The sequence below is a fragment of the Streptomyces sp. NPDC085937 genome, assembly GCF_044540535.1.
Taxonomy (GTDB): domain Bacteria; phylum Actinomycetota; class Actinomycetes; order Streptomycetales; family Streptomycetaceae; genus Streptomyces.
The window spans coordinates 1-24,433 of record NZ_JBITSH010000014.1; the positions used below are offsets into that span (position 1 = coordinate 1).

General features: G+C 72.1%; 20 protein-coding genes and 1 pseudogene. 10 read left to right on the top strand and 11 right to left on the bottom strand.

The genetic code is table 11. From position 1 onward, the window contains the following. Positions 1 to 693, top strand: a pseudogene (locus tag ACIF8S_RS25945) (glucose-6-phosphate isomerase); the annotation flags it as partial. Between the two features lie 59 nt (positions 694 to 752). Here ACIF8S_RS25945 and ACIF8S_RS25950 read toward each other — a convergent pair. From ACIF8S_RS25950 to ACIF8S_RS25960, 3 genes are all read right to left on the bottom strand, one after another. Then, positions 753 to 3,035 (bottom strand): FtsX-like permease family protein, encoded by a 2,283-nt coding sequence (locus ACIF8S_RS25950; RefSeq protein ID WP_400002135.1) that lies wholly within the window; start codon positions 3,033 to 3,035, stop codon positions 753 to 755. A gap of 75 nt (positions 3,036 to 3,110) precedes the next feature. Then, the gene (locus ACIF8S_RS25955; protein ID WP_400002137.1) at positions 3,111 to 3,863 is read right to left on the bottom strand and encodes an ABC transporter ATP-binding protein; all 753 of its coding nucleotides are present in this window, start codon (positions 3,861 to 3,863) and stop codon (positions 3,111 to 3,113) included. Then, positions 3,860 to 4,375 carry a PadR family transcriptional regulator gene (locus ACIF8S_RS25960; protein ID WP_024887280.1) on the bottom strand — a complete coding sequence of 172 codons (516 nt, stop codon included), beginning with the start codon at positions 4,373 to 4,375 and terminating at the stop codon, positions 3,860 to 3,862. Before ACIF8S_RS25960 ends, ACIF8S_RS25955 begins: the two co-directional genes overlap by 4 nt. Before the next feature lie 127 nt (positions 4,376 to 4,502). On the opposite strand from ACIF8S_RS25960, the gene ACIF8S_RS25965 reads away from it, so the two are divergent. The 5 genes from ACIF8S_RS25965 to ACIF8S_RS25985 all read left to right on the top strand — a co-directional run bounded on the left by ACIF8S_RS25965 (position 4,503) and on the right by ACIF8S_RS25985 (position 11,158). Continuing rightward, a complete protein-coding gene (locus tag ACIF8S_RS25965) occupies positions 4,503 to 5,774 on the top strand; it encodes an ABC transporter substrate-binding protein (RefSeq protein WP_400002139.1) in 1,272 nt (423 codons plus the stop codon). 184 nt (positions 5,775 to 5,958) lie between these two features. Then, positions 5,959 to 7,578, top strand: coding sequence for a glycoside hydrolase family 13 protein (locus tag ACIF8S_RS25970; RefSeq protein ID WP_400002141.1), 1,620 nt, complete (start codon positions 5,959 to 5,961; stop codon positions 7,576 to 7,578). A gap of 45 nt (positions 7,579 to 7,623) precedes the next feature. Beyond that, positions 7,624 to 8,952: an ABC transporter substrate-binding protein gene (locus ACIF8S_RS25975; protein WP_400002143.1), complete on the top strand. Its 1,329-nt coding sequence runs from the start codon at positions 7,624 to 7,626 to the stop codon at positions 8,950 to 8,952. 5 nt (positions 8,953 to 8,957) lie between these two features. Further along, positions 8,958 to 10,322: an ABC transporter permease subunit gene (locus ACIF8S_RS25980; RefSeq protein WP_400002145.1), complete on the top strand. Its 1,365-nt coding sequence runs from the start codon at positions 8,958 to 8,960 to the stop codon at positions 10,320 to 10,322. After that, positions 10,319 to 11,158 (top strand): carbohydrate ABC transporter permease, encoded by an 840-nt coding sequence (locus ACIF8S_RS25985; protein WP_349791378.1) that lies wholly within the window; start codon positions 10,319 to 10,321, stop codon positions 11,156 to 11,158. Before ACIF8S_RS25980 ends, ACIF8S_RS25985 begins: the two co-directional genes overlap by 4 nt. A gap of 129 nt (positions 11,159 to 11,287) precedes the next feature. Here ACIF8S_RS25985 and pgl read toward each other — a convergent pair whose 3' ends face one another. Genes pgl through tkt form a run of 5 tightly spaced genes read right to left on the bottom strand, consistent with a single transcriptional unit; the run spans position 11,288 to position 17,902 of the window. Then, positions 11,288 to 12,073, bottom strand: coding sequence for a 6-phosphogluconolactonase (pgl, locus tag ACIF8S_RS25990; RefSeq protein WP_349791380.1), 786 nt, complete (start codon positions 12,071 to 12,073; stop codon positions 11,288 to 11,290). Continuing rightward, positions 12,070 to 13,137, bottom strand: a complete 1,068-nt coding sequence (opcA, locus tag ACIF8S_RS25995; protein WP_400002147.1) for a glucose-6-phosphate dehydrogenase assembly protein OpcA — start codon at positions 13,135 to 13,137, stop codon at positions 12,070 to 12,072. Before opcA ends, pgl begins: the two co-directional genes overlap by 4 nt. After that, entirely contained in the window at positions 13,134 to 14,657 is a 1,524-nt protein-coding gene (gene zwf / locus ACIF8S_RS26000) for a glucose-6-phosphate dehydrogenase (protein ID WP_349791385.1), read from the bottom strand. Before zwf ends, opcA begins: the two co-directional genes overlap by 4 nt. A gap of 4 nt (positions 14,658 to 14,661) precedes the next feature. Next, entirely contained in the window at positions 14,662 to 15,780 is a 1,119-nt protein-coding gene (gene tal, locus ACIF8S_RS26005) for a transaldolase (RefSeq protein ID WP_349791387.1), read from the bottom strand. 34 nt (positions 15,781 to 15,814) lie between these two features. Then, a complete protein-coding gene (gene tkt / locus ACIF8S_RS26010) occupies positions 15,815 to 17,902 on the bottom strand; it encodes a transketolase (protein ID WP_349791388.1) in 2,088 nt (695 codons plus the stop codon). 364 nt (positions 17,903 to 18,266) lie between these two features. Between tkt and ACIF8S_RS26015 the strand changes: the two genes are divergently transcribed. The 4 genes from ACIF8S_RS26015 to ACIF8S_RS26030 all read left to right on the top strand — a co-directional run bounded on the left by ACIF8S_RS26015 (position 18,267) and on the right by ACIF8S_RS26030 (position 21,671). Further along, the gene (locus tag ACIF8S_RS26015; RefSeq protein WP_400002150.1) at positions 18,267 to 19,220 is read left to right on the top strand and encodes a heme o synthase; all 954 of its coding nucleotides are present in this window, start codon (positions 18,267 to 18,269) and stop codon (positions 19,218 to 19,220) included. 93 nt (positions 19,221 to 19,313) lie between these two features. Continuing rightward, positions 19,314 to 19,646, top strand: coding sequence for a hypothetical protein (locus tag ACIF8S_RS26020; RefSeq protein ID WP_349791391.1), 333 nt, complete (start codon positions 19,314 to 19,316; stop codon positions 19,644 to 19,646). Positions 19,647 to 19,730: 84 nt separating this feature from the next. Then, the gene (locus ACIF8S_RS26025) at positions 19,731 to 20,837 is read left to right on the top strand and encodes an amidohydrolase family protein (RefSeq protein ID WP_400002152.1); all 1,107 of its coding nucleotides are present in this window, start codon (positions 19,731 to 19,733) and stop codon (positions 20,835 to 20,837) included. Between the two features lie 96 nt (positions 20,838 to 20,933). Continuing rightward, entirely contained in the window at positions 20,934 to 21,671 is a 738-nt protein-coding gene (locus ACIF8S_RS26030; protein WP_400002154.1) for a nucleotidyltransferase, read from the top strand. Here the strand turns inward: ACIF8S_RS26030 and ACIF8S_RS26035 are convergent. Genes ACIF8S_RS26035 through ACIF8S_RS26045 form a run of 3 tightly spaced genes read right to left on the bottom strand, consistent with a single transcriptional unit; the run spans position 21,629 to position 24,406 of the window. After that, positions 21,629 to 22,660, bottom strand: coding sequence for a heme A synthase (locus tag ACIF8S_RS26035; RefSeq protein WP_400002155.1), 1,032 nt, complete (start codon positions 22,658 to 22,660; stop codon positions 21,629 to 21,631). The genes ACIF8S_RS26030 and ACIF8S_RS26035 overlap by 43 nt on opposite strands. A 55-nt stretch (positions 22,661 to 22,715) precedes the next feature. Further along, the gene (locus tag ACIF8S_RS26040) at positions 22,716 to 23,486 is read right to left on the bottom strand and encodes an ABC transporter permease (RefSeq protein WP_400002157.1); all 771 of its coding nucleotides are present in this window, start codon (positions 23,484 to 23,486) and stop codon (positions 22,716 to 22,718) included. Continuing rightward, positions 23,483 to 24,406, bottom strand: coding sequence for an ABC transporter ATP-binding protein (locus ACIF8S_RS26045; protein WP_400002159.1), 924 nt, complete (start codon positions 24,404 to 24,406; stop codon positions 23,483 to 23,485). The genes ACIF8S_RS26040 and ACIF8S_RS26045 overlap by 4 nt, the downstream gene beginning before the upstream one ends. Positions 24,407 to 24,433: the final 27 nt, after the last annotated feature.

Genomic DNA, 24,433 nt, shown 5'->3' on the forward strand with positions numbered 1-24,433 from the left:
GGCCTGTTGGGGGTCTGGTACAACAACTTCCACGACGCCCAGTCGCACGCGGTGCTGCCGTACTCGCACTACCTGTCGAAGTTCACCGCCTACCTGCAGCAGCTCGACATGGAGTCCAACGGCAAGTACGTCGGCCGGGACGGGCACGAGGTCGACTGGCAGACCGGCCCCGTGGTGTGGGGCACGCCCGGCACCAACGGGCAGCACGCCTACTACCAGTTGATCCACCAGGGCACCAAGCTGATCCCCGCCGACTTCATCGGTTTCGCCGAGCCCGTGGAGGAACTGAGCGAAGGGCTCGCCGCCCAGCACGACCTGCTGATGGCCAACTTCTTCGCCCAGACGCAGGCGCTGGCCTTCGGCAAGACCCCGGACGAGGTGCGCGGCGAGGGCGTGCCCGAGGAACTGGTCCCGCACAAGACCTTCCAGGGCAACCACCCCACCACCACGATCGTCGCGCGCGCCCTCACGCCGTCGGTGCTCGGCCAGCTCGTGGCGCTGTACGAGCACAAGGTGTTCGTACAGGGCGCCGTGTGGGACATCGACTCCTTCGACCAGTGGGGCGTCGAACTCGGCAAGGTGCTCGCCAAGCGCGTCGAACCCGCCCTCACCGAGGGTGCCGACGTCCCCGGCCTCGACCCGTCCACCCAGGCACTGGTCGCCGCCTACCGGGAACTGCGCGGCCGGAACTGAGCACCCGGGAGGCGGACGGCGGCCCGCCGTCCGCCTCCCGCGGGCATACAACCTCCGGCTCAGGCCACCGCGCTCAACGTGTCCGCGAGGCGGCGGCGGGCCGCGCGGGCGGCCGGGAGCGCGGCGAGGGCGGCGGCGCCCAGGACCGCGGCCGTACCGAGCAGCACCAGCAGCGCGGGGGACGGCAGCTGGGCGATCCCCGCGCCGATGCCGCTCGACCGGCCCTGGGCGTCGATCAGCCAGTGCGCCAGGGGCAGCCCCAGCGCGGTGGCGAGGAGCACCGCCGCCAGGGCCGTACCGGCGGTGGCGGTGACCGTGACGGCGGTGATCTGCCGGGGGGACAGGCCGACGGCCTTCAGCGCCAGCAGGTCGCGCTCACCCTCGCGGACGGTGCCGCCGATCGCCGTCAGCAGTTCGACCAGCCCGATGAGGGCCAGCACCACGACCAGCCCGAGCACCACCGCGCGCAGCGGGGACAGCCCGTCGGCCGGGTTGGCCACGGTGTGCACGTCCAGGTGACCGCGGCCCTCCGACGCGAGCCGCGCCGCCACCTCGGCCGGGTCCGCGCCCGGCCGCAGACGCAGCTGGTAGAGGCCCGGCCGCATCTCCGGGTCGTTGGCGCGCAGGGTGTCGAGCGAGGTGGAGATGACCCGGCCGGCGTTCTCCGGCTCGATGCTCCGGCCGACGATGTGCAGGATCTGCGGCCGGTCCCCGACGGTCATCCGCACCCAGTCGCCCACCCGCACGTGCAGCAGGTCGAGCAGTCCCTGCCCGGCCACCGCCTCGTCCGGGCCGCGCGCCGCCCGGCCCTCGGCCACCGAGAACGGGTACGGCTCCTCGTGGGTGCCGAACCCGCGCAGGGCGATCGTGGCGGTCTGGCCGGGGACCAGCGCGGCCACCTCCACACCCGGATGGGCGGCGGTGACCCCCGGATCGCTCTCCAGCAGGGCCCGTACCGCCCCGTCGTCCAGCGAGGCGTCGGCGCGGACGCTCAGCGCGGCGGGCAGCCCCACCCGCTCGGGGGCGCCGTGGAAGCGGTCGATCGTCGTCCACGCGCTCAGCGCCACCACGATCAGCAGCAGCGGCAGCGCCAGCCGGCCCACCGCGCCCAGCGACCGCGGCCGCCGGGTGAACGCCTTGTGCCAGCCCAGCACCAGCGCCGGAGGCACCCGCGCCCCCAGCGCGCGGCGCGCCACACCGGTCAGCCGGCCGGCCGGCGCCGCCGCGGGCCGCGGCACCGGAACCGGCGGGACCCGGCCCGCCCGCCAGGCGGCCAGCCCGGTGGTCGCGCCGATGAACAGCACCGCCCCCACCGGTACGACGAACAGCGCGACGGTGTGCCCGGGCAGCCCCTGCCACACGTCCACCGCGTCCCCGAGCCGCCCCGGCACCGCACCGCCGAGGGCCTCGGTGAGCGCGGCGGCGGCCACCGCGCCGAGCAGGGCGTAACCCAGGTGCTGGATCAGGAAGACGCGCACCACCTGGCCGGGCGTGAAGCCGATCGCCTTGAGGACGGAGATGTCCCGCAGATGGCCCCGGATGCGCGTGGTGATCGCCCCGTGCACGGCGAGCCCCGCGGCGACCAGCGCGCCCAGCCCGAACAGGCCCAGCACCTGCCCGAGCAGCCGGTTGTCGCCCTGTGCCTCGGCGCGTGCCTGCTGCCAGGTCGCCACCTCGCCGATCGCCCCGGCGCCCAGCGCGGTCACCGCCCGCTGCACGGCGTACCCGGTGTCGCCCGGATCGGCCAGCCGCAGCCCGATCACCTGGCCGTCCGGCTCGGGCACCGCGGACGGCAGCGCCCACACCAGCCCGGCCCGCTCACCCGGCCGGAAACGCGGCTCGGCGCTGTCCGCCACACCCACCACGGTCAGCCGGCGCGCGGTGCCCGGCACGGTGAGGGTGTCGCCGGGGGCGGTCAGCAGCGCGCGGGCGAGGCCGCTCTCCAGCACCACCCCGTCGGGCGTCGCCGGGTCCAGCCAGCGCCCGGAGGCGACGAGGGGGCGGCCCACCTCGGGCCGGTCCGCGGTGCCCCGCATCTCGACGGAGGCCCGGCCGCCCTGCGAGGCCAGGGTGAGCGAGGCGGTGGGGTAGGGGCCCGCGACGGACCGCACCCCGTCCAGGCCCGCCAGCCTGGACGCGTCGGCGGACGCCGTGGTGTGCAGGGTGACGTGGGCGCCGTGCGCCTGGGTGAAGACCCGTTGCCAGGGGTTGGTGGCGTACCCGAAGAGGGCCGTGGCCAGCAGCAGGGAGACCACGACGCCGGCGGTGGCGAGCACCAGGAACAGGGCCTCGCCGCGGTGCGTGCGCAGATCGGAGTGCGCCCAGCGCAGAGTCGCTCGCACCGGTCTCAGCCCCTCGCGGGTCGGTCGTGGACGCGTATGCGCGTGCGCGCGGCAGGTCGGTGGGTGACGCTCATGTCAGTCCCTGAGCTCCAGCACGCCGGACGTACCGGCCCGGCGCGGCGGGGGACCGGCGTCGAGTTCGGCGTCGTCGGCTATCCGGCCGTCGAAGAAGCAGATCACCCGGTCCGCGGCGCTCGCCAGCCGGGCGTCGTGCGTGACCAGCAGGATCGTCTGCCCGCGCTGGTGGAAGCGGGACAGCAGCCGCATCACCTCGCGGGTGCCCTTGCTGTCCAGGCTGCCCGCGGGCTCGTCGGCCAGCAGCAGCGGCGGGTGGTTGACCAGCGCCCGGGCCAGGGCCACCCGCTGCTGCTCACCCCCGGACAGCTCGCCCGGCATGCTCCGCTCCTTGCCCGTGAGGCCCAGCTCGGCGAGCAGCTCCGCGCGTGCGGCGCGGGCCTTCCTCGGCGGCATCCCGGCGAGCAGCGCGGGCAGTTCCACGTTGTCCGCCACGGACAGGTCGGAAACCAGGTTGAAGAACTGGAAGACGATCCCGATCCGCCGGCGCCGCTCGACCGCCCAGCGGGCCTCGCTCCAGCCGTCGGTGCGTTCACCGTCCAGCCGGATGCCGCCCGCGTCGGGCCGTTGCAGCCCGCCCAGCAGATGCAGCAGTGTCGACTTGCCCGCCCCGGAGGGACCGGTGATCGCCACGAACTCGCCCCGGGTGACCCGCAGGTCGACGCCGCGCACGGCGTGCGCCGGGGCGCCCTCGCCGTGGTGCGTCTTGACCAGGCCTTCGGCGCGCAGCACGGGAGCGTCGCTCTCGCTCACTGAAGCTCCTCCAGCTCTTCCTGACACCGCTCCAGCCAGTCGAGATCGGCCTGCAGGTGCAGCATCGCGCCCTCGATCAGCAGATGGGAGATGCGGTTGTCCCGGTCCTCGGCGGCCGCCAGCTTCGACAACTGCCGCATGGTGTTCAGATACTGGCGCCGCTGCCTGTTGATGAGGGCGATCTGGTCGGCGAGACCGGTCTGCGGGGCCAGGGCCAGCTTCATGAAGAACTCGTCCCGCACCCGGGGTTCGTCCGCCGTCTCCTCGTACCAGGCGCGCAGCGCCTCGTGCCCGGCCTCGGTGAGGTGGTAGACCTTCTTGTTCGGCCGGCTCGACTGCTCGATGGCCTCGCCCTCGATCAGTCCCGTCTTCTCGAGGCGGCCGAGGGTGACGTAGATCTGGCCGACGTTCGGCTGAGGGTACGCGGAGCCCAGCAGTTGCTCAAGGTCCTGCTTGAGCTCGTAACCGTGCGCCGGGCCGCGGGCGAGCAGCGCCAGGAGGGGCAGCCGCACTCGTGCTCTCCTCCTCGCGCTCCTGGGTAATGTGCCGCAGGACCTAGTATCGCCCATACCTAACGGGTATACATGGCCTCTGACCCCGGCAAGGGTGCCCGGGTGCCGGTGTTACAGGGAGGAACCTATGCGGTGGATCCATGCCGCGGGTAGGGGCCTTCTCGTCCTGATCGTCGTTCTGACCGGTTACGTCGCCTCCGGGGCGCAGGCCGGCGAGGGTCCGGGCGACGGGCGTGGACCGCTCACCCTGGCGACCGCGGGGGACCTCACCGGCTATCTCGGCTCCGTCCTCGACGGCTGGAACCGCACCCATCCCGGCGAGGAGGTCACCCTCGTCGAACTGCCTGACTCCGCCGACGAGACCCGCGCGCAGATGATCACCGATCTGCGCGGCGGCGAGCGGGGCCGCTTCGACGTGCTGAACATCGACGTCAGCTGGACCTCGGAGTTCGCCGCCGCCGGCTGGATCCGCCCGCTGCCCCGCGACCGCTTCCCGCTGGAGACCTTCCTGCCTCGGGTCGTCGACACGGCCACCTACGACGACCGGCTGTACGCCGTCCCGTACGTCACCAACGCCGGGCTGCTGCTGTACCGCAAGGACGTCCTCGCCGACGCGGGCGTCCCGCCGCCGCGCACCTGGGCCGAACTGGAACGGGCCGCGAAGACCCTCGCCCCCGCACACGGTCTGGACGGCTACGCCGGCCAGTTCCTGCCGTACGAGGGTCTCACCGTGAACGCCGCCGAGGCCGTCTACTCGGCGGGCGGCAGCATCCTGGGCGACGAGGGCGAACGCGTCACCGTGGACTCCCGGGCGGCCCGCAAGGGCATCGGCTTCCTCGCCCGGGGTGTCCGCGAGGGCTGGATCCCCCGGGAGGCGCTGGCGTACAAGGAGGAGGAGTCCAAGCAGGCCTTCCAGGACGGCCGGCTGCTCTTCCTGCGCAACTGGCCCTACGCCTACGTCGCCGCCTCCGCGCCCGGCTCCAAGGTCGCCGGCCGGGTCGGCGCCGTGCCCCTGCCCGGACCGGACGGCCCGGGCACCAGCGTCCTCGGCGGCTCCAACCTGGCCGTCAGCAGCCACGCCCGGCACCCCGACTCCGCCGCCCGCCTGATCGCGTACCTCACCAGCGAGCGGGTGCAGCGCCAGGTGCTCACCCGCGGCGCGCTGCCGCCCGTACGGGCCGCCCTGTACGACGACCAGCAACTCGTGCGCCGGTTCCCGTACCTGCCGAGCCTGCGGGAGAGCGTGCTGGCCGCCGCCCCCCGGCCCAAGAGCCCGCACTACGACCAGGTGAGCCTGGTGGTGCAGGCGGTGGTGCACGACGCGATGAACGGGCGGCAGACGCCCGGCGCGGCCGTGCGCCGGCTGGCGGCCGAGCTCGCCGCCGTCTCCTCCCGCTGACTCATCCTAGTTACATGTTAGGTAACGCGCGCGTCTCAGTCGCGACCAAGATGCCCCAGCTTGCCCCGCCCTGTACCCCGTAACCTCCCGGTAGCTTGCACCAGTTCATTGACACCTGCTGTTCACCGCTACCTAACATGCATGCATAACAGGCAGCAGCTCTCCTCACAGACGGGTCGACGGGGTGAACAGGCACCACTGGTGGCGTGACGCGGTGATCTATCAGGTGTACGTCCGCAGCTTCCTGGACAGCACCGGTGACGGCATCGGCGATCTCGCGGGGGTCAGGGCGGGACTGCCGTACCTGAGGAAGCTCGGCGTCGACGGGATCTGGCTCAGCCCCTTCTACCCCTCGCCGCAGCACGACCACGGCTACGACGTGGCCGACTACCGCGACGTCGACCCGGTCTTCGGCGACCTCGCCGAGTTCGACCGGCTGGTGGCCGCCGCCCACCGGCTCGGCATCCGGGTCCTGCTGGACATCGTCCCCAACCACTGCTCCAGCGAGCACCCGTGGTTCCGCGAGGCCCTCGCCGCCGCGCCCGGCAGCCCCGAACGCGCCCGCTTCCACTTCGCCGACGGCCGCGGCCCCGACGGCGGCGAGCCGCCCAACAACTGGCACGCCATGTTCGGCGGCCCCGCCTGGACCCGCGTCACCGAGCCCGACGGCCGCCCGGGCCAGTGGTACCTGCACATGTTCACGCCCGAGCAGCCCGACTGGAACTGGCGCGAGCCCGCCGTCGCAGCCGAGTTCGACCACACCCTGCGCTTCTGGCTCGACCGGGGCGTCGACGGCTTCCGCATCGACGTCGCCGCCGGCCTGTACAAGCACCCGGACCTGCCCGACTCCCCGGACCCCGAGGCCGACGCCCGCACCCGCGACTCGGTCAACCCGCTCGCCTGGAACCAGCCCGAGGTGCACGACGTGTGGCGGCACTGGCGCGCCGTGTGCGAGGAGTACACCGCCCGCGACGGCCGCGAACGCCTCCTGGTCGGCGAGGTCTCCGTGCCCTCCGCCCGCGAACACGCCAAGTACGTCCGCCCGGACGAGCTGCACCAGGCCTTCTTCTTCGACCTGCTCGGCGCGCCCTGGGACGCCGACGCCTTCCGCAAGGTCGTCTCCGAGGCCATGCAGGACATCGCGGGCACCGGCTCCACCGTCACCTGGGTCCTCAACAACCACGACCAGGTGCGCACCGTCACCCGCTACGGGGAGCCCGCCGAGGGCAGCGGACTCGGCGCCGCCCGCGCCCGTGCCGCCGCGCTGCTGATGCTGGCGCTGCCCGGCGCCGCCTACATCTACCAGGGAGAGGAGCTGGGGCTGCCGGAGGTCGTCGACCTGCCCGACGACGTGCTCACCGACCCGATCTTCCGCCGCACCGGCAGCCGCGCCCGCATACGGGACGGCTGCCGGGTGCCGCTGCCCTGGTCCGGGCAGGCCTCGCCGTTCGGCTTCACCTCCGGCACCGAGAGCGCCAAGCCATGGCTGCCGCAGCCAGAGTACTTCGCCGAGTACGCCACCCACCGCGCCCTCGCCGACACCCGCTCCTCCTGGCACCTCTACCGGGACGGTCTGCAACTGCGCGCCGCCCTGGACCAGTTGGGTGAGGGTTCGCTGCGCTGGCTGGAGACCCAGCCCGGCGTCCTCGCCTTCACCCGCGGCGACGACCTCGTCTGCGCCGTCAACTTCGGCACCGCCCCCGTACCCGCCCCGGTCCCCGGCACCCCGCTGCTCGCCAGCGGCCCCTGCCCGCCCGGAGAACTGCCCGGCTCCACCGCCGCCTGGTGGATCGACGGCTCCTGAGAAGCACGCCCCGCAACCTCCCGTACCCCCGAAAGGACATCGATGATGATGCGACGACGTACCACCCTGCTCGCCGGATGCACCGCCCTCGTCCTCGCGCTCGGCGCGACCGCCTGCGGAAGCGGCGACCCCGTCACCGCCGGCGGCGGCGACAAGTCGCTCGACGGTCAGACCGTCACCGTGGCCGGCGTCTGGTCCGGCAGCGAGCAGAAGAACTTCCAGAAGGTGCTGGACGCCTTCACCGAGAAGACCGGCGCCAAGACCCAGTTCGTCTCCACCGGCGACAACGTCTCCACCGTCGTCGGCAGCAAGATCGAGGGCGGCAACGCCCCCGACGTCGTGATGGTCCCGCAGGTCGGCGTGCTCAAGCAGTTCGCCGGGCAGGGCTGGCTGAAGCCGCTGGACAAGAAGGTGCAGTCCGCGGTCGGTGCCAACTTCGCCGAGGTGTGGCAGAACTACGGCACGGTCGACAGCACCCTGTACGGGCTGTACTTCAAGGCCGCCCACAAGTCGACCGTGTGGTACAGCCCCGACGCGCTCGAACAGGCCGGCGTCGCGGAGCCCAAGACCTACGACGAGATGCTGAAGAACGGCCGGACGATCTCCGACTCCGGACTCGCCGCCTTCTCCGTCGCCGGCCAGGACGGCTGGACCCTGACCGACTGGTTCGAGAACGTCTACCTCTCCCAGGCAGGACCCGAGAAGTACGACGCCCTCGCCGCGCACGAGATCAAGTGGACCGACCCGACCGTGGTCGACGCGCTCACCACCCTCGGCAAGCTGTTCAAGGACAAGCAACTCGTCGCGGGCGGCCAGAAGGCGGCCCTCAACACAGACTTCCCCGGCTCGGTGGAGAAGGTCTTCGGCCCGAAGGCCGAGGCCGCCATGGTCTACGAGGGCGACTTCGTCGCCGGCGTCGCCAAGGACCAGTTCGGCAGGACCATCGGCACCGACGCGAACTTCTTCCCGTTCCCGCCGGTCGGCGCCGGCGAGGCACCCGTGGTCAGCGGCGGCGACGCGGCCGTCGTCCTCAAGGACGGCAAGAACAGCGACGCCGGCATGGCCCTCGTCGAGTACCTGGCGAGCCCCGAGGCGGCTGCCGTGTGGGCCGAGGCGGGCGGCTTCCTCTCCCCGAACAAGAAGCTCGACCTGTCCTCCTACGGCGACGACGTCACCCGCGCCACCGCCGAGTCCCTGATCGCCGCCGGAGACTCCGTCCGCTTCGACATGTCCGACCAGGCCCCCGCGGCCTTCGGCGGCACCAAGGGCACCGGCGAGTGGAAGATCCTTCAGGACTTCCTGCGCGACCCGTCCGACCCGGCGAAGACCGCGGCCGAGCTGGAGAAGGCCGCCGCCAAGGCCTACGGGAACTGACGGCCATGACCGCCACACTCCTGAAAGAGGCGACCCCGCCGGCCCCCGCGCGCCCCGACGGCGCGCGCGGGCGGCGCCTGCGCCGGCGAGGGCGGATCGTCGCCCTGCTGTTCGCGCTCCCCGCGCTGCTCCTGCTGGGCGCGCTGGTGGTCTACCCGGTGCTGTTCTCCGTCGGCCGCAGCTTCTTCGACGCCTCCGGCACCGAGTTCGTGGGCGGCGAGAACTACGCCGAGATGTTCCGCGACCCGACCACCCTCAAGGCCGTCCGCAACACCGCGATCTGGGTCGTCGTGGCCCCGACCCTGCTCACCGGACTCGGCCTGATCCTGGCCGTCCTGGTGGAGAAGGTGCGCTGGGCCACCGCCTTCAAACTGCTGCTGTTCATGCCGATGGCGGTCTCCTTCCTCGCCGCCGGCATCATCTTCCGCCTCGCCTACGACGAGGACCCCGACAAGGGCGTCCTCAACGCGGCCGTCGTCTCCGTCCATGACGCCTTCACGGGCAGCTCCTCCTACCCGACCGCCCGCGCCCGCGACGACCAGGGACTCACCAAGGAACCGGACGGCTCCTACGTCACCGCGGCGGACGTCTCACCCGGCGGCACGGCGGCGCTCGGCCTGGTCGGCGTCGCCCCCAAGGACCTGCCCGGCGAGGCCGAACCCGCGGCGAAGGCGGCGTCGGACACGGCCGCCGCGGACGAGGTGCGCGGTGTGGTGTACCTCGACTTCACGCCCGGCGGGGGAGGGCGGCAGGGAGCGGTCGACCCGGACGAGAGCGGACTGCCCGGGGTGACCGTCGAGGCGGTGCGCGACGGGAAGAACGTCGCGAGCACCACCACCGCGGCCGACGGCTCCTTCCGCTTCACCGGACTCGACGACGGCTCCTACGCGCTGAAGCTGCCGTCGGCCAACTTCGCTCCGCCCTACGACGGCATCTCCTGGCTCGGCCCGGCGCTGGTCACCCCGGCGATCATCGGGGCCTACCTGTGGATCTGGACCGGGTTCGCGATGGTGCTGATCGGGGCCGGCCTCGCCACGCTGCCCCGGGACGCGCTGGAGGCGGCGCGGATGGACGGCGCGAACGAGTGGCAGATCTTCCGGCGGATCACCGTCCCGCTGCTCGCACCGGTGCTGACCGTCGTCTTCGTGACACTGGTGATCAACGTGATGAAGGTCTTCGACCTCGTCTACATCATCGCGCCCGGCCCGGTGCAGGAGGACGCGACCGTGCTGGCGACGCAGATGTGGCTGGTGTCCTTCGGCGGCGGCAACAACCAAGGACTGGGCAGCGCGCTCGGCGTCCTGCTGCTGCTCCTGGTGGTTCCGGCCATGGTGTTCAACGTCCGCCGCTTCAAGAGGAGTCAGCGATGAACGCGATCCGTCGCGGCCTGAGCAGCGCGGTGGTGCAGGCCTTCCTGGTGGTGATCGGGCTGGTGTGGATCACCCCGCTGGCCGGACTGTTCCTGTCCTCGCTGCGGTCGGCGGAGGACACCGCGAAGGGAGGCTGGTGGACCGTCCTCACCAGCCCCGGGCAGCTGTCCTTCGACAACTACTCGGCGCTGCTGGAGAACTCCGGCATGACCCAGGCGTTCTGGAACACCGTGCTGATCTCGGTGCCGACCACCGTGCTCGTCGTGGTCGTCGCCGCGCTCGCCGGGTACGCCTTCGCCTGGCTGGAGTTCCCGGGCCGGGACGCGGTGTTCCTGGTCGTGGTGGCGCTGCTGGTGGTCCCCGTGCAGATCGGACTGCTGCCGGTCGCCAAACTCTTCGGCCAGCTGGGCCTGTTCGGCACCATCCCGGGCGTGGTGCTGTTCCACGTGGCGTACGGGCTGCCGTTCGCGGTGTTCCTGCTGCGCAACTACTTCGCGGAGATGCCGAAGGAGATGCTGGAGGCCGCCCGGATGGACGGCGGCAGCGAGTGGCGGATCTTCACCCGGCTGGTGCTGCCGGTGGGGCGGCCGGCCATCGCCAGCCTCGCCATCTTCCAGTTCCTGTGGGTGTGGAACGACATGCTGGTGGCGCTGCTGTTCGCGGACAGTTCGTCGCAGCCGTTGACGGTGGAACTGCAGTCGCAGATCCGGCAGTTCGGCAGCAACGTGGATGTGCTGGCGCCGGGGGCGTTCCTGTCGCTGGTGGTGCCGGTGGTGGTGTTCTTCGCGTTCCAGCGGCACTTCGTGCAGGGGGTCATGGCGGGGTCCGTGAAGTAGGGGGTGGGGCGGGGAGGGTTGTTCGCCCCCTCCGCCCCTTCCCTTCCCGTCCCTGGGGCTGCGCCCCAGGCCCCCCTACGGCCCTTCGGGCCTTGTCCGCAAACGCCGGACAGGCTGGGTGTCCGCCGACTACGGAATCGCCGGACGGTACAGCGTCCTCGGGAGTTGCGAGGCCGCTGCCGTGTCCAGGAGCCACAGGGTGCGGGTGCGGCCGTGCGCTCCCGCTGCCGGGGCCTGGATGTCGCCCGCGCCGGAGAGGGCGATGGCCGCCGCCTCCGCCTTGTCCTCGCCCGCCGCCAGGAGCCACACCTCACGGGCCGCGCGGATCGCCGGCAGGGTGAGCGTGACCCGCGTCGGCGGGGGCTTGGGGGCGCCGTGCACGCCGACCACCGTGCGCTCCGTCTCGCGGACCGCGGGCAGTTCGGGGAACAGGGACGCCACGTGCGTGTCCGGTCCCACGCCCAGCATCAGCACGTCGAAGGCCGGAACCGGGCCGTGGTCCTCCGGGCCCGCCGCCGCGGCCAGCTCGGCCGCGTAGGCGTCGGCCGCCGCCTCCACGTCCGAGCCGTGCGGACCGTCCGACGCGGGCATGGCGTGCACGCGCTTCGGGTCCAGCGGCACCGCGTCCAGCAGCGCCTCACGCGCCTGCGTGACGTTGCGGTCCGGGTCGCCTTCGGGCAGGAACCGCTCGTCGCCCCACCACAGGTCCAGGCGCGACCAGTCGATCGCGTCCCGGGCCGGGGCGGCGGCCAGCGCCGCCAGCAGGCCGTTGCCGTTGCGCCCGCCGGTCAGCACGACCGACGCCTCGCCCCGGGAGGACTGCGCGTCCACGATCCGGGTGATCAGCCGGGCCGCCGCGGCCTGCGCCATCAGCTCCTTGTCCCGGTGCACGACCAGCTGGGGTGCCGTACTCACTTGACCGCCGCCCTCTTCACCGGTGCCTCCGCCGTCGCTTCGGCCGCGGGACCTTTCGCAACCGACTCGACGGGAGCCGGGACGGCCTCCCGTCCGCCGGCCTCCCCTTCTCCTTTGGCCGGCGCGTCACCGCCGTTCCCCTGCTTCAGCCGCTCCACCCCGTAGCGCAGGGCGGACGCGTAGGTGTCGTCCGGGTCCAGCCGGCGCAGCTCCTCCGCGATCAGCTCCGCGGTCTCCCGGCGCTTGAGCGCCACCGCCCGCTTGGGCTGGCCCTGGATGGCCAGCGTCGCCAGCGAACCGTCGGCGCGGTCCAGCACGACCGGGCCGCAGTCGGTGTCCATGCGGACCGCCGTGAGACCCGGGCCGGTCGAACGGGTGCGCCTGACGGGGACGTCCAGCCGGTCCGCGAGCCACATCGCCAGCAGCTCGCAGCTCGGGTTGAACTCCTCGCCCTCCACCTCGACGCCCTGCACCTCGCAGGCGACCTGGTCCAGCGCGGCGGCCAGCATCGAACGCCACGGCGTGATGCGGGTCCACGACAGGTCCGTGTCGCCCGGGGTGTAGGCGTCGGCGCGGGCGGCGAGTTCCTTCACCGGCTGCTCGCAGGCGTAGGTGTCGGTCACCCGGCGCTGGGCCAGCGCGCCCAGCGGGTCGTTCGCCGGGTCCAGCGGCGCGTTGACCGGCCACCACACCACCACCGGGGCGTCGGGCAGCAGCAGCGGCAGCACCACCGACTGGGCGTGGTCGACGACCTCGCCGTGCAGCCGCAGCACCACCGTCTCGCCGGTGCCGGCGTCCGCGCCGACCCGCACCTCGGCGTCCAGCCGCGACTGTGTCCGGTCGCGCGGGGAGCGGGAGACGCGCTTGATGACGACCAGGGTGCGCGAGGGGTGCTCGCGCGAGGCGTCGCCGGCCGCCTTCAGCGCGTCGTAGGCGTTCTCCTCGTCCGTCACGATGACCAGCGTCAGCACCATGCCGACGGCCGGCGTGCCGATGGCCCGCCGCGCCTTCACCAGCGCCTTGTTGATCTTGCTGGCCGTGGTGTCCGTGAGGTCTGTCTTCATGGCCGGCGCCAGCTCCGTCCGTCTCGCTCGAGCATTTCGTCCGCCTCGACGGGTCCCCAGGTGCCGGCCGGGTACTGCGCCGGCGTGCCGTTGGTGTCCCAGTACTCCTCGATCGGGTCGAGGATCTTCCAGGACAGCTCGACCTCCTCCGTGCGCGGGAAGAGGTTGGAGTCGCCCAGCAGGACGTCGAGGATCAGCCGTTCGTACGCCTCCGGGCTGGACTCGGTGAAGGACTCGCCGTACGCGAAGTCCATCGACACGTCCCGGATCTCCATCGACGTGCCGGGCACCTTGGAGCCGAACCGCACCGTGACGCCCTCGTCCGGCTGGACGCGGATCACGATGGCGTTCTGGCCGAGCTCCTCGGTGGCCGTCGTGTCGAAGGGGGAGTGCGGCGCCCGCTGGAAGACGACCGCGATCTCGGTGACCCGGCGGCCCAGGCGCTTGCCGGTGCGCAGGTAGAAGGGGACGCCCGCCCAGCGGCGGTTGTCGATGCCCACCTTGATCGCGGCGTAGGTGTCGGTCGTGGAGGACCGGTCGATGCCCTCCTCCTCCAGGTACCCGATGACCTTCGCACCGCCCTGCCAGCCGGCCGCGTACTGGCCGCGCACGGTGTCGCGCCCCAGGTCCTTCGGCAGCCGCACGGCGCCGAGCACCTTGGTCTTCTCCGCGGCCAGCGCGTCCGCGTCGAAGGAGGCGGGCTCCTCCATCGCGGTCAGCGCCAGCAGCTGGAGCAGGTGGTTCTGGATGACGTCGCGGGCGGCGCCGATGCCGTCGTAGTAGCCGGCCCGGCCGCCGATGCCGATGTCCTCGGCCATGGTGATCTGCACGTGGTCCACGAAGGACCGGTTCCAGATCGGCTCGAACATGGTGTTGGCGAAGCGCAGCGCCAGGATGTTCTGGACGGTCTCCTTGCCCAGGTAGTGGTCGATCCGGAACACCTGGTCCGGTGCGAACACCTCGTGGACGATCGCGTTGAGCTCCTCGGCCGACCTCAGGTCGTGTCCGAACGGCTTCTCGATGACCGCGCGCCGCCAGGAACCGTCCGTCTGGTCGGCCAGCCCGTGCTTCTTCAGCTGCTGGATGACCACCGGGAAGGACCGCGGCGGCACCGACAGGTAGAAGGCGAAGTTGCCGCCCGTGCCCTGCGCCTTGTCCAGCTCCTCGATCGTGCTCCGCAGCCGCTCGAAGGACTCGTCGTCGTCGAAGGTGCCCTGCACGAAGCGCATGCCCTGGATGAGCTGCTGCCAGACCTCCTCACGGAAGGGGGTCCGGGCGTGCTCCTTGACCGCGTCGTGGACCTCCTGCGCGAAGTCCTCGTTCGCCCACTCGCGGCGGGCGAAGCCGACCAGCGAGAAACCCGGCGGCAGCAGCCCCCGGTTGGCCAGGTCGTACACGGCCGGCATCAGCTTCTTGCGCGACAGGTCACCCGTGACGCCGAAGATGACCAGGCCCGACGGCCCCGCGATACGCGGGAGCCGTCGGTCCGCGGGGTCACGCAGCGGATTGCTGCTCGACAAGATCTCAGCCCTCCGAGGGGGCGAGGCGCTGGAGCTCCGCCTCGGTCGACTTCAGCAGGTCGTTCCAGGCACTCTCGAACTTGTCGACGCCTTCGTCCTCCAGAAGCCGCACCACCTCGTCGTACGAGATGCCGAGCGCCTCGACCGCGTCGAGGTCCGCGCGCGCCTGCTCGTACGTGCCCGCGACGGCGTCGCCCCGGATCTCGCCCTTCTCCTCGGTGGCGAACAGCGTCGCCTCCGGCATGGTGTTCACCGTGTTGGGCGCGACCAGCTCGTCGACGTACATGGTGGCCTTGTAGGCCTTGTCCTTCACACCGGTCGAGGCCCACAGCGGACGCTGCTTGTTGGCGCCCTCGCGCTCCAGCGCGGCCCAGCGGTCGGTGGAGAAGACCTCCTCGTACGCCTGGTAGGCCAGGCGCGCGTTGGCGATGGCGGCCTTGCCGCGCAGCGCCTTGGCCTCGTCGGTGCCGAGCGCGTCGATCCGCTTGTCGATCTCGGTGTCCACGCGGGACACGAAGAAGGACGCCACGGAGTGGATCTTCGACAGGTCCAGGCCCTTGGCCTTGGCCTGCTCCAGACCGGTCAGGTAGGCGTCCATGACCTTGCGGTAGCGCTCCAGGGAGAAGATCAGCGTGACGTTGACGCTGATGCCCAGCCCGATGGTCTCGGCGATCGCCGGGAGACCGGCCTCGGTCGCCGGGATCTTGATGAGCGTGTTGGGGCGGTCCACCAGCCACGCCAGCTGCTTGGCCTCGGCGACCGTCGCCTTGGTGTTGTGCGCCAGACGGGGGTCCACCTCGATCGAGACCCGGCCGTCGCGGCCGTCCGTGGCGTCGAAGACCGGGCGCAGGATGTCGGCGGCGTCACGGACGTCCGCCGTGGTGATCATCCGGATGGCCTCCTCCACCGACACCTTGCGGAAGGCGAGGTCGGAGAGCTGCTGGTCGTAGCCGTCGCCCTCGGAGATCGCCTTCTGGAAGATCGACGGGTTGGTGGTGACGCCCACGACGTGCTGCTGGTCGATCAGCTCGGCGAGGTTGCCGGAGGTGATCCGCTTGCGCGACAGGTCGTCCAGCCAGATCGCGACGCCTTCGTCGGAAAGGCGCTTCAGTGCGTCTGTCATGGAAATTCCATCTCCTACGTGTCGTATATGAGCGTCAGCGCCGGGCGGCGGCGATCGATTCCCGCGCGACGGCGGCCACGTTCTCGGCGGTGAAGCCGTACTCCTGGAACAGCACCTTGCCGTCGGCGGAGGCACCGAAGTGCTCCAGCGAGACGATGCGGCCGGCGTCGCCCACGAACCTGTGCCAGGTGAGGCCGATCCCCGCCTCGACGGCCACGCGCGCCTTCACGGACGGCGGCAGGACGCTGTCCCGGTACCCCTGGTCCTGCTCCTCGAACCACTCCACGGACGGCATGGACACCACGCGCGTCGGTACGCCGTCGGCCTGCAGCCGCTCCCGCGCCTCGACCGCGACGTGCACCTCGGAACCGGTGGCGATCAGGACGACCTCGGGCTCGCCGCCCTCGGCCTCGAACAGCACGTAACCGCCACGGGCCGCGTCCTCGTCGGGCTCGTACGTCGGCACGCCCTGGCGGGTCAGCGCCAGACCGTGCGGGGCGCCCTTGCCGAACTCCTTCGTCCAGCGCCTGAGGATCTCGCGCCAGGCGATCGCGGTCTCGTTCGCGTCGGCCGGGCGGACCACGTTCAGGCCGGGGATGGCGCGCAGCGCGGCCAGGTGCTCGACCGGCTGGTGGGTCGGGCCGTCCTCGCCGAGACCGATGGAGTCGTGCGTCCACACGTACGTCACCGGCAGGTGCATCAGCGCGGACAGCCGCACCGCGTTGCGCATGTAGTCCGAGAACACCAGGAAGGTGCCGGCGTAGATGCGGGTGTTGCCGTGCAGCGCGATGCCGTTCATCTCCGCGGCCATGGCGTGCTCGCGGATGCCGAAGTGGATCGTGCGGCCGTACGGGTCGGCCTCCGGCAGCGGGTTGTCCGCCGGGAGGAACGACGACGTCTTGTCGATCGTGGTGTTGTTGGAGCCGGCGAGGTCGGCCGAGCCGCCCCACAGCTCCGGGATCACCGCGCCGAGCGCCTGCAGCACCTTGCCGGAGGCGGCGCGGGTGGCGACAGCCTTGCCCGGCTCGAACACCGGCAGCGCGTCCTGCCAGCCCTTGGGGAGCTCACCGGCGGCGATGCGGTCGTACTCGGCGGCACGCTCGGGGTTGTTGTCCCGCCACTGCTGGAAGGACTTCTCCCACACCGAGCGGGCGGCCTGGCCGCGCTCCAGCGCCTTGCGGGTGTGCCCGATGACCTCGTCGGAGACCTCGAAGGACTTCTCCGGGTCGAAGCCGAGGACCCTCTTGGTGGCCGCCACCTCGTCGTCGCCGAGCGCCGAGCCGTGCGCGGCCTCGGTGTTCTGCGCGTTCGGGGCGGGCCAGGCGATGATCGAGCGCATCGCGATGAAGGACGGGCGGTCGGTGACCTTCCTGGCCTCCTGGATCGCGTCGTAGATCGCGTTCGGGTCCAGGTCGCCGTCCGGCTTCGGCGCCACACGCTGCACGTGCCAGCCGTAGGCCTCGTACCGCTTGACCGTGTCCTCCGAGACGGCCGTCTCGGTGTCGCCCTCGATCGAGATGTGGTTGTCGTCCCACAGCAGGACCAGGTTGCCCAGCTTCTGGTGGCCGGCCAGCGAGGACGCCTCCGCGGAGATGCCCTCCTGGAGGCAGCCGTCGCCGGCGATGCAGTAGACGAAGTGGTCGAAGGGGGACTCGCCCGCGGGCGCCTCCGGGTCGAACAGACCCCGCTCGTAGCGGGCGGCCATCGCCATGCCCACCGCGTTGGCGACACCCTGGCCGAGCGGACCGGTCGTGGTCTCCACGCCCGTGGTGTGGCCGTACTCCGGGTGGCCCGGGGTCTTGGAGCCCCAGGTGCGGAAGGACTTCAGGTCGTCCAGCTCCAGGCCGAAGCCGGCCAGGTACAGCTGGGTGTAGAGGGTCAGGGACGAGTGGCCCGCGGACAGCACGAAGCGGTCGCGGCCGACCCAGTCGGCGTCCGCCGGGTCGTGCCGCATCACCTTCTGGAAGAGGGTGTACGCCGCTGGTGCCAGGCTCATCGCCGTGCCCGGATGGCCGTTGCCGACCTTCTGTACGGCATCGGCGGCCAGGACGCGGGCGGTGTCGACGGCCCGCTGGTCCAGCTCGGTCCACTCGAGGTCTGTGGTGGTCGGCTTTGTGCTCACCCTGGGTCAGGGCTCCTCTCCACATGTCGGATGCCGGTGAGTACCCACCGACGAGGTCGAGCCTACCCCCGTAGGACGTGCCTTTTTCCGGGTCGTTCCAGAGTGCGGGCACTCCCCGGGATCCGCCTCCTGACTGGGAAGTTTCCGTATTCGGCAGATGAATACGGAGCCGCTCATCCGCGTGCTCAATCGAGCTGGGGAACGCACCTCGGAGAGCACCTCGGGAGGTACCTCGGAGGGCATTCGCCAACACGACCGGACCCCCGCGAATGCCCGGGTCTGGGCAACGTCTAGAGTGGCGTGGTACGCGCGAGCCTTTACCGCCACTTCACATGGGGAGGCTCGCTGGGATGTCTCTGTAGGGGTGTGCGTGACGGCCGTTGAATCCCGCCCGGCGGGGGTCCTGGGGACGAATCAGAGCCCTGCGCATCGGCCGTTCGGGGCCCGTGTGATGGCTTTCGTGGCTCTCACCAAGCCGCGGATCATCGAACTGCTGCTCATCACCACCGTCCCGGTGATGTTCCTGGCGCAGCAGGGCGTGCCCGACCTGACGCTCGTGCTGCTGACCTGCGTCGGCGGCTACCTGTCGGCGGGCGGCGCCAACGCGCTCAACATGTACATCGACCGCGACATCGACGCGCTGATGGACCGCACCTCGCAGCGGCCGCTGGTGACCGGCCTGGTCAGCCCCCGTGAGGCGCTGGTCTTCGGCATCACCCTGGCGGTCGCCTCGACGCTGATGTTCGGCCTCACCGTCAACTGGCTGTCCGCCTGGCTCTCCCTCGGCGCGCTCCTCTTCTACGTGGTCGTCTACACGATGATCCTCAAGCGGCGCACGTCGCAGAACATCGTGTGGGGCGGCATCGCCGGCTGCATGCCGGTGCTGATCGGCTGGTCCGCGGTCACCAACTCGATGTCCTGGGCCCCGGTCGTCCTCTTCCTCGTCATCTTCTTCTGGACGCCGCCGCACTACTGGCCGCTGTCCATGAAGGTGAAGGAGGACTACGCGCGCGTGGGCGTGCCGATGCTGCCGGTCGTCGCCGGGAACAAGACGGTCGCCCGGCAGATCGTCCTCTACAGCTGGGTGATGGTCGGCGTGTCGCTGCTGCTCACCCCGATGGGCTACACCGGCTGGTTCTACACCGCGGTCGCCCTGGCGGCCGGCGGCTGGTGGCTGTGGGAGGCGCACGCCCTGCTGCACCGCGCCAAGGCCGAGGTGACGGGCGCCAAGCTCAAGGAGATGCGGCTGTTCCACTGGTCCATCACCTATGTGTCGCTGCTCTTCGTCGCCATCGCGGTGGACCCCTTCCTGCGCTGAGACACCTGCTGCACGCCGACGGGCGGGGCACGTGGCCAAGGCCACGGACCCCGCCCGTCGCCGTTCGATCTACCCGTCGGTAGCATCCTGGTCATGGCAGACACGCAGCAGGTGGACCCGAAGGACGGGCAGAAGGCGGCCCGGCTCGCCAAGCGGATCGGCGGCTTCGCCAAGGAGCACGGCGGCGTCGAGGGACACGTGGAGTACCTCGGACAGCGCGGCGCCCGGATCGTCCTCGTCGGCGAGGACGGCGCCTGGGGTGACGTCTTCGCCCCCTCCATGGAGATCGCGCGGCAGGCCGTCGAGAAGGCCGGCATCACCGTGCACGAGGAGTTCGACGGCGAGTTCGCCGCCAAGGTGAAGACCGGCCCGTACGAGTGGAGCCGCATGGCGGGCATCCAGGTCGGCGGCCCCTCCAACGACTGAGGGCCCCCAGGGCAACACCTCTTCACCGGTTCACCCGTTAGGACGTGTAGGCAGCGACAGCGTCCACACGGGGAGAGCCCGGAGATGATCGACCCGCCGTCCCTCGTGGACCAGTACTGCCACGGCGTACTGCGCACGGAGCTGGGCCTCGGCACGTTCGAGGCCCAGCTGGCCCGCACCGAGGGACCGCCCGCGCCCGGCACCACCCTCTTCGACACGCAGACCGGGTTCGCCGTGCGCCGCTGGTGCCCGCCGCTGCTGGGCCTGGAGCCGCACTGCCCGCCCTCCCGCTACCTCGCCCGGCGCCGGGAGCTGGGCAGCGTCGAGGCGGGCCGCCGGCTGCTGCGGGGCAGCGGCATCACCGCCTACCTCGTCGACACCGGCCTGCCCGGCGACCTCACCGACCCCGCCGAGCTGGGCCGGGCCGGGGAGGCCGAGGCGCACGAGATCGTCCGCCTGGAGCAGCTCGCCGAACAGGTCGCCGACACCTCCGGCACCGTCGAGTCCTTCCTGGCCAACCTCGCCGAGTCCGTCCACGCCGCCGCCGCGCACGCGGTCGCCTTCACCTCCGTCGCCGGGCTGCGCCACGGGCTGGCGCTCGCCCCCGAACCGCCGGACGCGGGGGAGGTGCGCGGGGCCGCCGGACGCTGGCTGGCCGCGCGCGGCGCCGGGGGCCGGCTGAGCGACCCGGTGCTGCTGCGCCATCTGCTGTGGATCGCGGTGGCCTCCGGTCTGCCCCTCCAGCTGCATGCCGGACTCGGCGCCCCGGGCGCGCGCGTCGACCGCACCGACCCGGTGCTGCTGACCGACTTCGTGCGGGCCACCGCGGGGCTCGGCACCGACCTCGTGCTGCTGCACGGCTACCCGTACCACCGGCACGCCGCCCACCTCGCCGGGGTCTTCCCGCACGTCTACGCCGACTGCGGCGCCGCCCTGGTGCGCACCGGCGCCCGCGCCGCGACCGTCCTCGCGGAGGTGCTGGAGCTCGCCCCCTTCGGCAAGATCCTCTTCTCCAGCGGCGCCCGCGGCCTGCCCGAGCTGCACGTGGTCGGCGCCCACCTGTTCCGTGAGGCCCTCGGGCGGGTCCTCGGCACCTGGGTGGCCGAGGGCGCCTGGTCCCTGGACGACGCCCGGCGCGTCGCCGCGATGATCGCCTCGGGCAACGCGTGCCGGGTGTACGGGCTGGAGTGACTGACTGACCGGCTGACCGACTGACGGGGGCGGTGGTGTACGGCGGACCGGCCGGAAGACGCCCGCCGGGGGAGTACCGGGGTGGAGACTGGGCGGATGCAGCAGACCGACGCCCTGCTCGACCGCTTCCTCACCGGGCTCGCGCCCCTGTCCCCGGTCGCCGTGTGGGCGCACGGCTCACTGGCCGGGGGCGACTACGTGGAGGGCCGCAGCGACCTCGACCTGATCGCGGTCCTGCCCGCGCCGATCGGCCCGCGCACGGTGTGGCGGCTCGCCGTCCTGCATGCCCGGCTGCGCGCCGAACCGCTCGCGGCCGGGCTCCACTGCACGTATCTGACCCCCGGCACCGCGGAGGGCGCGGAGCGGCGCCACCTCACCTGGGCGCACGAACGGCTGTTCCGGCGCACCGTCACCCCCGTCACCCGGACGGAGCTGCACACCTTCGGCCGGGTGCTGCGCGGGTCACCGCCCGCGCACGTACTGCCTCCGGTGACGGACGGCGAACTCGCCGCGTACGTGCTGCGCGACCAGCGTGACTACTGGCGTCCGCACGTGGACCGGGCCGACCTGTGGACCCGGGACATCTGGGTCGACCTGGGCATGGTGACCTTCGCGCGGGTCACCGTCACCGTCCGGGAGGGACGCCTGATCTCCAAGCGGGAAGCACTCGAGGTGCTGCCGGCGCTGGGCGCGCCCGAGGAGGTCGTCGCGGACATCCGGGCGCGCCGCTACGGCGGGACGGTGGCCACCGACGGGAAGTGGATCCTGCGGCGCGCCGAACTGGTCCGGGGCTACCTGGGGCCGGCGATCGACGGGCTGGTGGCCGGTTCCTGAGCCGGCACGGGCGTGGCCACGGGGGCCGCCGCCTCCTCCGGGCGCTCGCGCAGCGACAGCAGGACGCGCAGCACCCAGATCCACATCACGCAGGAGCCGAACATGTGCAGGCCCACCAGGACCTCGGGCAGGTCCGTGAAGTACTGCACGTAGCCGATGAGGCCCTGCGCGAGCAGGACGAGGAACAGCTCGCGGGTGCGGGCCAGCGGGCCCCTGGGGGCGTCCACCGCCTTGAGCACGAACCACAGGGCGAACGTCAGCGTCACCACGATCCACGCCAGCACGGCGTGCAGCTTGGTGACCGTCTCCCAGTCCAGGGGCATCCGCGGGACCTCGCTGGAGTCACCCGCGTGCGGGCCCGCGCCGGTGACCACCGTGCCGGCCGCGATCAGCAGCGCGGACGCGGCCACCAGGATCCACACCAGCTGCCGCACGGCCTTGCCGACCAGCGGGCGGGGCTCGGCGTCGCCCTCGCGGGTGCGCTGCCACATCACCGTGGCGACCGCGATCAGCGCCGAGGATAGCAGGAAGTGCGCCGCGACCGTGTACGGGTTCAGGCCGACCAGCACCACGATGCCGCCGAGGATCGCGTTGCCCATCACGATCCAGAACTGCGTCCAGCCCAGCAGGGTGAGGCCGCGCCGGTACGGCTTCTGCGAGCGCGCGGCGATGATCGCCCAGCCGACGGCGGCGCAGAGCACGTAGGTCAGCAGGCGGTTGCCGAACTCGATGACGCCGTGCAGGCCCATCTCGCTGGTCGTGGTGAGCGAGTCGTCGGTGCACTTGGGCCAGGTCGGGCAGCCCAGTCCGGAGCCGGTCAGCCGCACCGCGCCGCCGGTGACCACGATGACCACCGACATGACGAGCGCGGTGAGGGCCGCGCGGCGGACGGTCCGGGGATCCGGGGTCCAGCGGGCGGCGATGAAGGCGAGCGGGTTGCGCAGGGCCGCCTGGGCGTCGGCGCGGGTCACGTTTGGCACGCGTCCCATCGTAGGCCGCCGCTTGTGCACGCTTTCACGAGGGTCGGTTCCGGGCATCCCTCGCCTACTCCCAGCGGAAGAACGCGCCGGCCGCCGCGAGCCCCGCGACCGCCCACGCGGTGAGGACGCCCAGGTCGGCCCAGGGCATGCCGGCGCCGTGCTGGAGCACGTCCCGCAGGCCCTCCGACAGCGCGGCGATGGGCAGCAGGCCGAGCACGTCCTGCGCCGCGTCGGGGAACCTGTCCAGCGGCACGACCACCCCGCCGCCGACGAGCAGCAGGAGGAAGACCAGGTTGGCGGCGGCGAGCGTCGCCTCCGCCTTGAGTGTGCCCGCCATCAGCAGCCCGAGTCCGGAGAAGGCCGCCGTGCCGAGGACCAGCAGCGCGACCACCGCGAGGGCGCCGCCCCGCGGGTCCCAGCCGAGCAACAGCGCGATCACCGTCACCAGGACCACCTGGAGCACCTCGGTGACCAGCACCGACAGCGTCTTGGCGGTCATCAGACCCCAGCGCGGCAGCGGCGACGCCGCGAGCCGCTTCAGCACGCCGTAGCGGCGCTCGAAGCCGGTGGCGATGGCCTGCCCGGTGAACGCGGTCGACATCACGGCGAGCGCCAGGATGCCGGGCGCGAGGAAGTCGACCGCCGCGCCGTCACCGGTGTCCACCACGTCCACGGTGCTGAACAGCACCAGCAGCAGGGTGGGGATGATCACGGTGAGCAGCAGCTGCTCGCCGTTGCGCAGCAGCATCTTCGTCTCGAGCACCGCCTGGGCGGCGATCATGCGGGCCAGCGGCGCCGCGCCCGGCTGCGGTGAGTAGGTCCCGGTGGCCGTCACGAACGCAGCTCCTTGCCGGTCAGCTCGAGAAAGACGTCTTCGAGGGTGTGGCGCTCCACCGAGATCCGGTCCGGCAGCACGCCGTGCTGCGCGCACCAGGACGTCACCGTGGCGAGCAGCTGCGGGTCGACCTTGCCGGTGACCCGGTAGGAGCCCGGGGTCACCTCGGCGGCCGAGGCGTCGGACGGCAGTGCCTTCAGCAGGGACGCCACGTCCAGCCCGGGCCGCCCGGAGAAGCGCAGGGTGTTCTCGGCGCCGCCCCGGCACAGCTCCTCGGGGGAGCCCTGGGCGACGACCCGGCCGGCGTCGATGATCGCCACGTCGTCGGCGAGCTGCTCGGCCTCGTCCATGTAGTGCGTGGTCAGGACGACGGAGACCCCGTCGGTGCGCAGGTCGCGGACCAGGTCCCAGGTGGCGTGGCGGGCCTGCGGGTCGAGGCCGGCGGTCGGCTCGTCCAGGAACACCAGCTCCGGGCGGCCCACCACGGCCATCGCCAGCGCGAGCCGCTGCTGCTGCCCGCCGGACAGCCGCCGGTACGTGGTCCGGCCGCAGGAACCGAGGCCCAGCCGCTCGATCAGCGCGTCCACGTCCAGCGGACGGGCGTGCAGCTTGGCCACGTGCCGCAGCATCTCCTCCGCCCGGGCCCCCGCGTACACGCCGCCGGACTGGAGCATCACGCCGATGCGGGGACGCAGCGCCGCCGCCTGGCGGACCGGGTCGAGGCCCAGGACGCGCACCGTGCCGGAGTCCGGCCTCCGGTACCCCTCGCAGGTCTCGACCGTGGTCGTCTTGCCGGCGCCGTTGGGGCCGAGCACGGCGGTCACGCCCGGCCGGGCCACCAGGTCGAGGCCGTCCACCGCGGTCTTCGTGCCGTACCGCTTCACCAGGGCCTGCACCTGGACCACGGGCTCACTTCGCATGGGTCACGAGTCTAGGGAGATGCCGGA

Coding starts and splice junctions, on each gene's coding strand:
- ACIF8S_RS25980 (WP_400002145.1), top strand. CDS start 8,958: ATGACCGCCACACTCCTGAAAGAGGCGACCCCGCCGGCCCCCGCGCGC.
- ACIF8S_RS26025 (WP_400002152.1), top strand. CDS start 19,731: ATGATCGACCCGCCGTCCCTCGTGGACCAGTACTGCCACGGCGTACTG.
- ACIF8S_RS26035 (WP_400002155.1), bottom strand. CDS start 22,660: ATGGGACGCGTGCCAAACGTGACCCGCGCCGACGCCCAGGCGGCCCTG.
- ACIF8S_RS25975 (WP_400002143.1), top strand. CDS start 7,624: ATGATGCGACGACGTACCACCCTGCTCGCCGGATGCACCGCCCTCGTC.
- ACIF8S_RS25985 (WP_349791378.1), top strand. CDS start 10,319: ATGAACGCGATCCGTCGCGGCCTGAGCAGCGCGGTGGTGCAGGCCTTC.
- tal (WP_349791387.1), bottom strand. CDS start 15,780: ATGACAGACGCACTGAAGCGCCTTTCCGACGAAGGCGTCGCGATCTGG.
- ACIF8S_RS26045 (WP_400002159.1), bottom strand. CDS start 24,406: ATGCGAAGTGAGCCCGTGGTCCAGGTGCAGGCCCTGGTGAAGCGGTAC.
- ACIF8S_RS25965 (WP_400002139.1), top strand. CDS start 4,503: ATGCGGTGGATCCATGCCGCGGGTAGGGGCCTTCTCGTCCTGATCGTC.
- opcA (WP_400002147.1), bottom strand. CDS start 13,137: ATGAAGACAGACCTCACGGACACCACGGCCAGCAAGATCAACAAGGCG.
- ACIF8S_RS26020 (WP_349791391.1), top strand. CDS start 19,314: ATGGCAGACACGCAGCAGGTGGACCCGAAGGACGGGCAGAAGGCGGCC.
- ACIF8S_RS26030 (WP_400002154.1), top strand. CDS start 20,934: ATGCAGCAGACCGACGCCCTGCTCGACCGCTTCCTCACCGGGCTCGCG.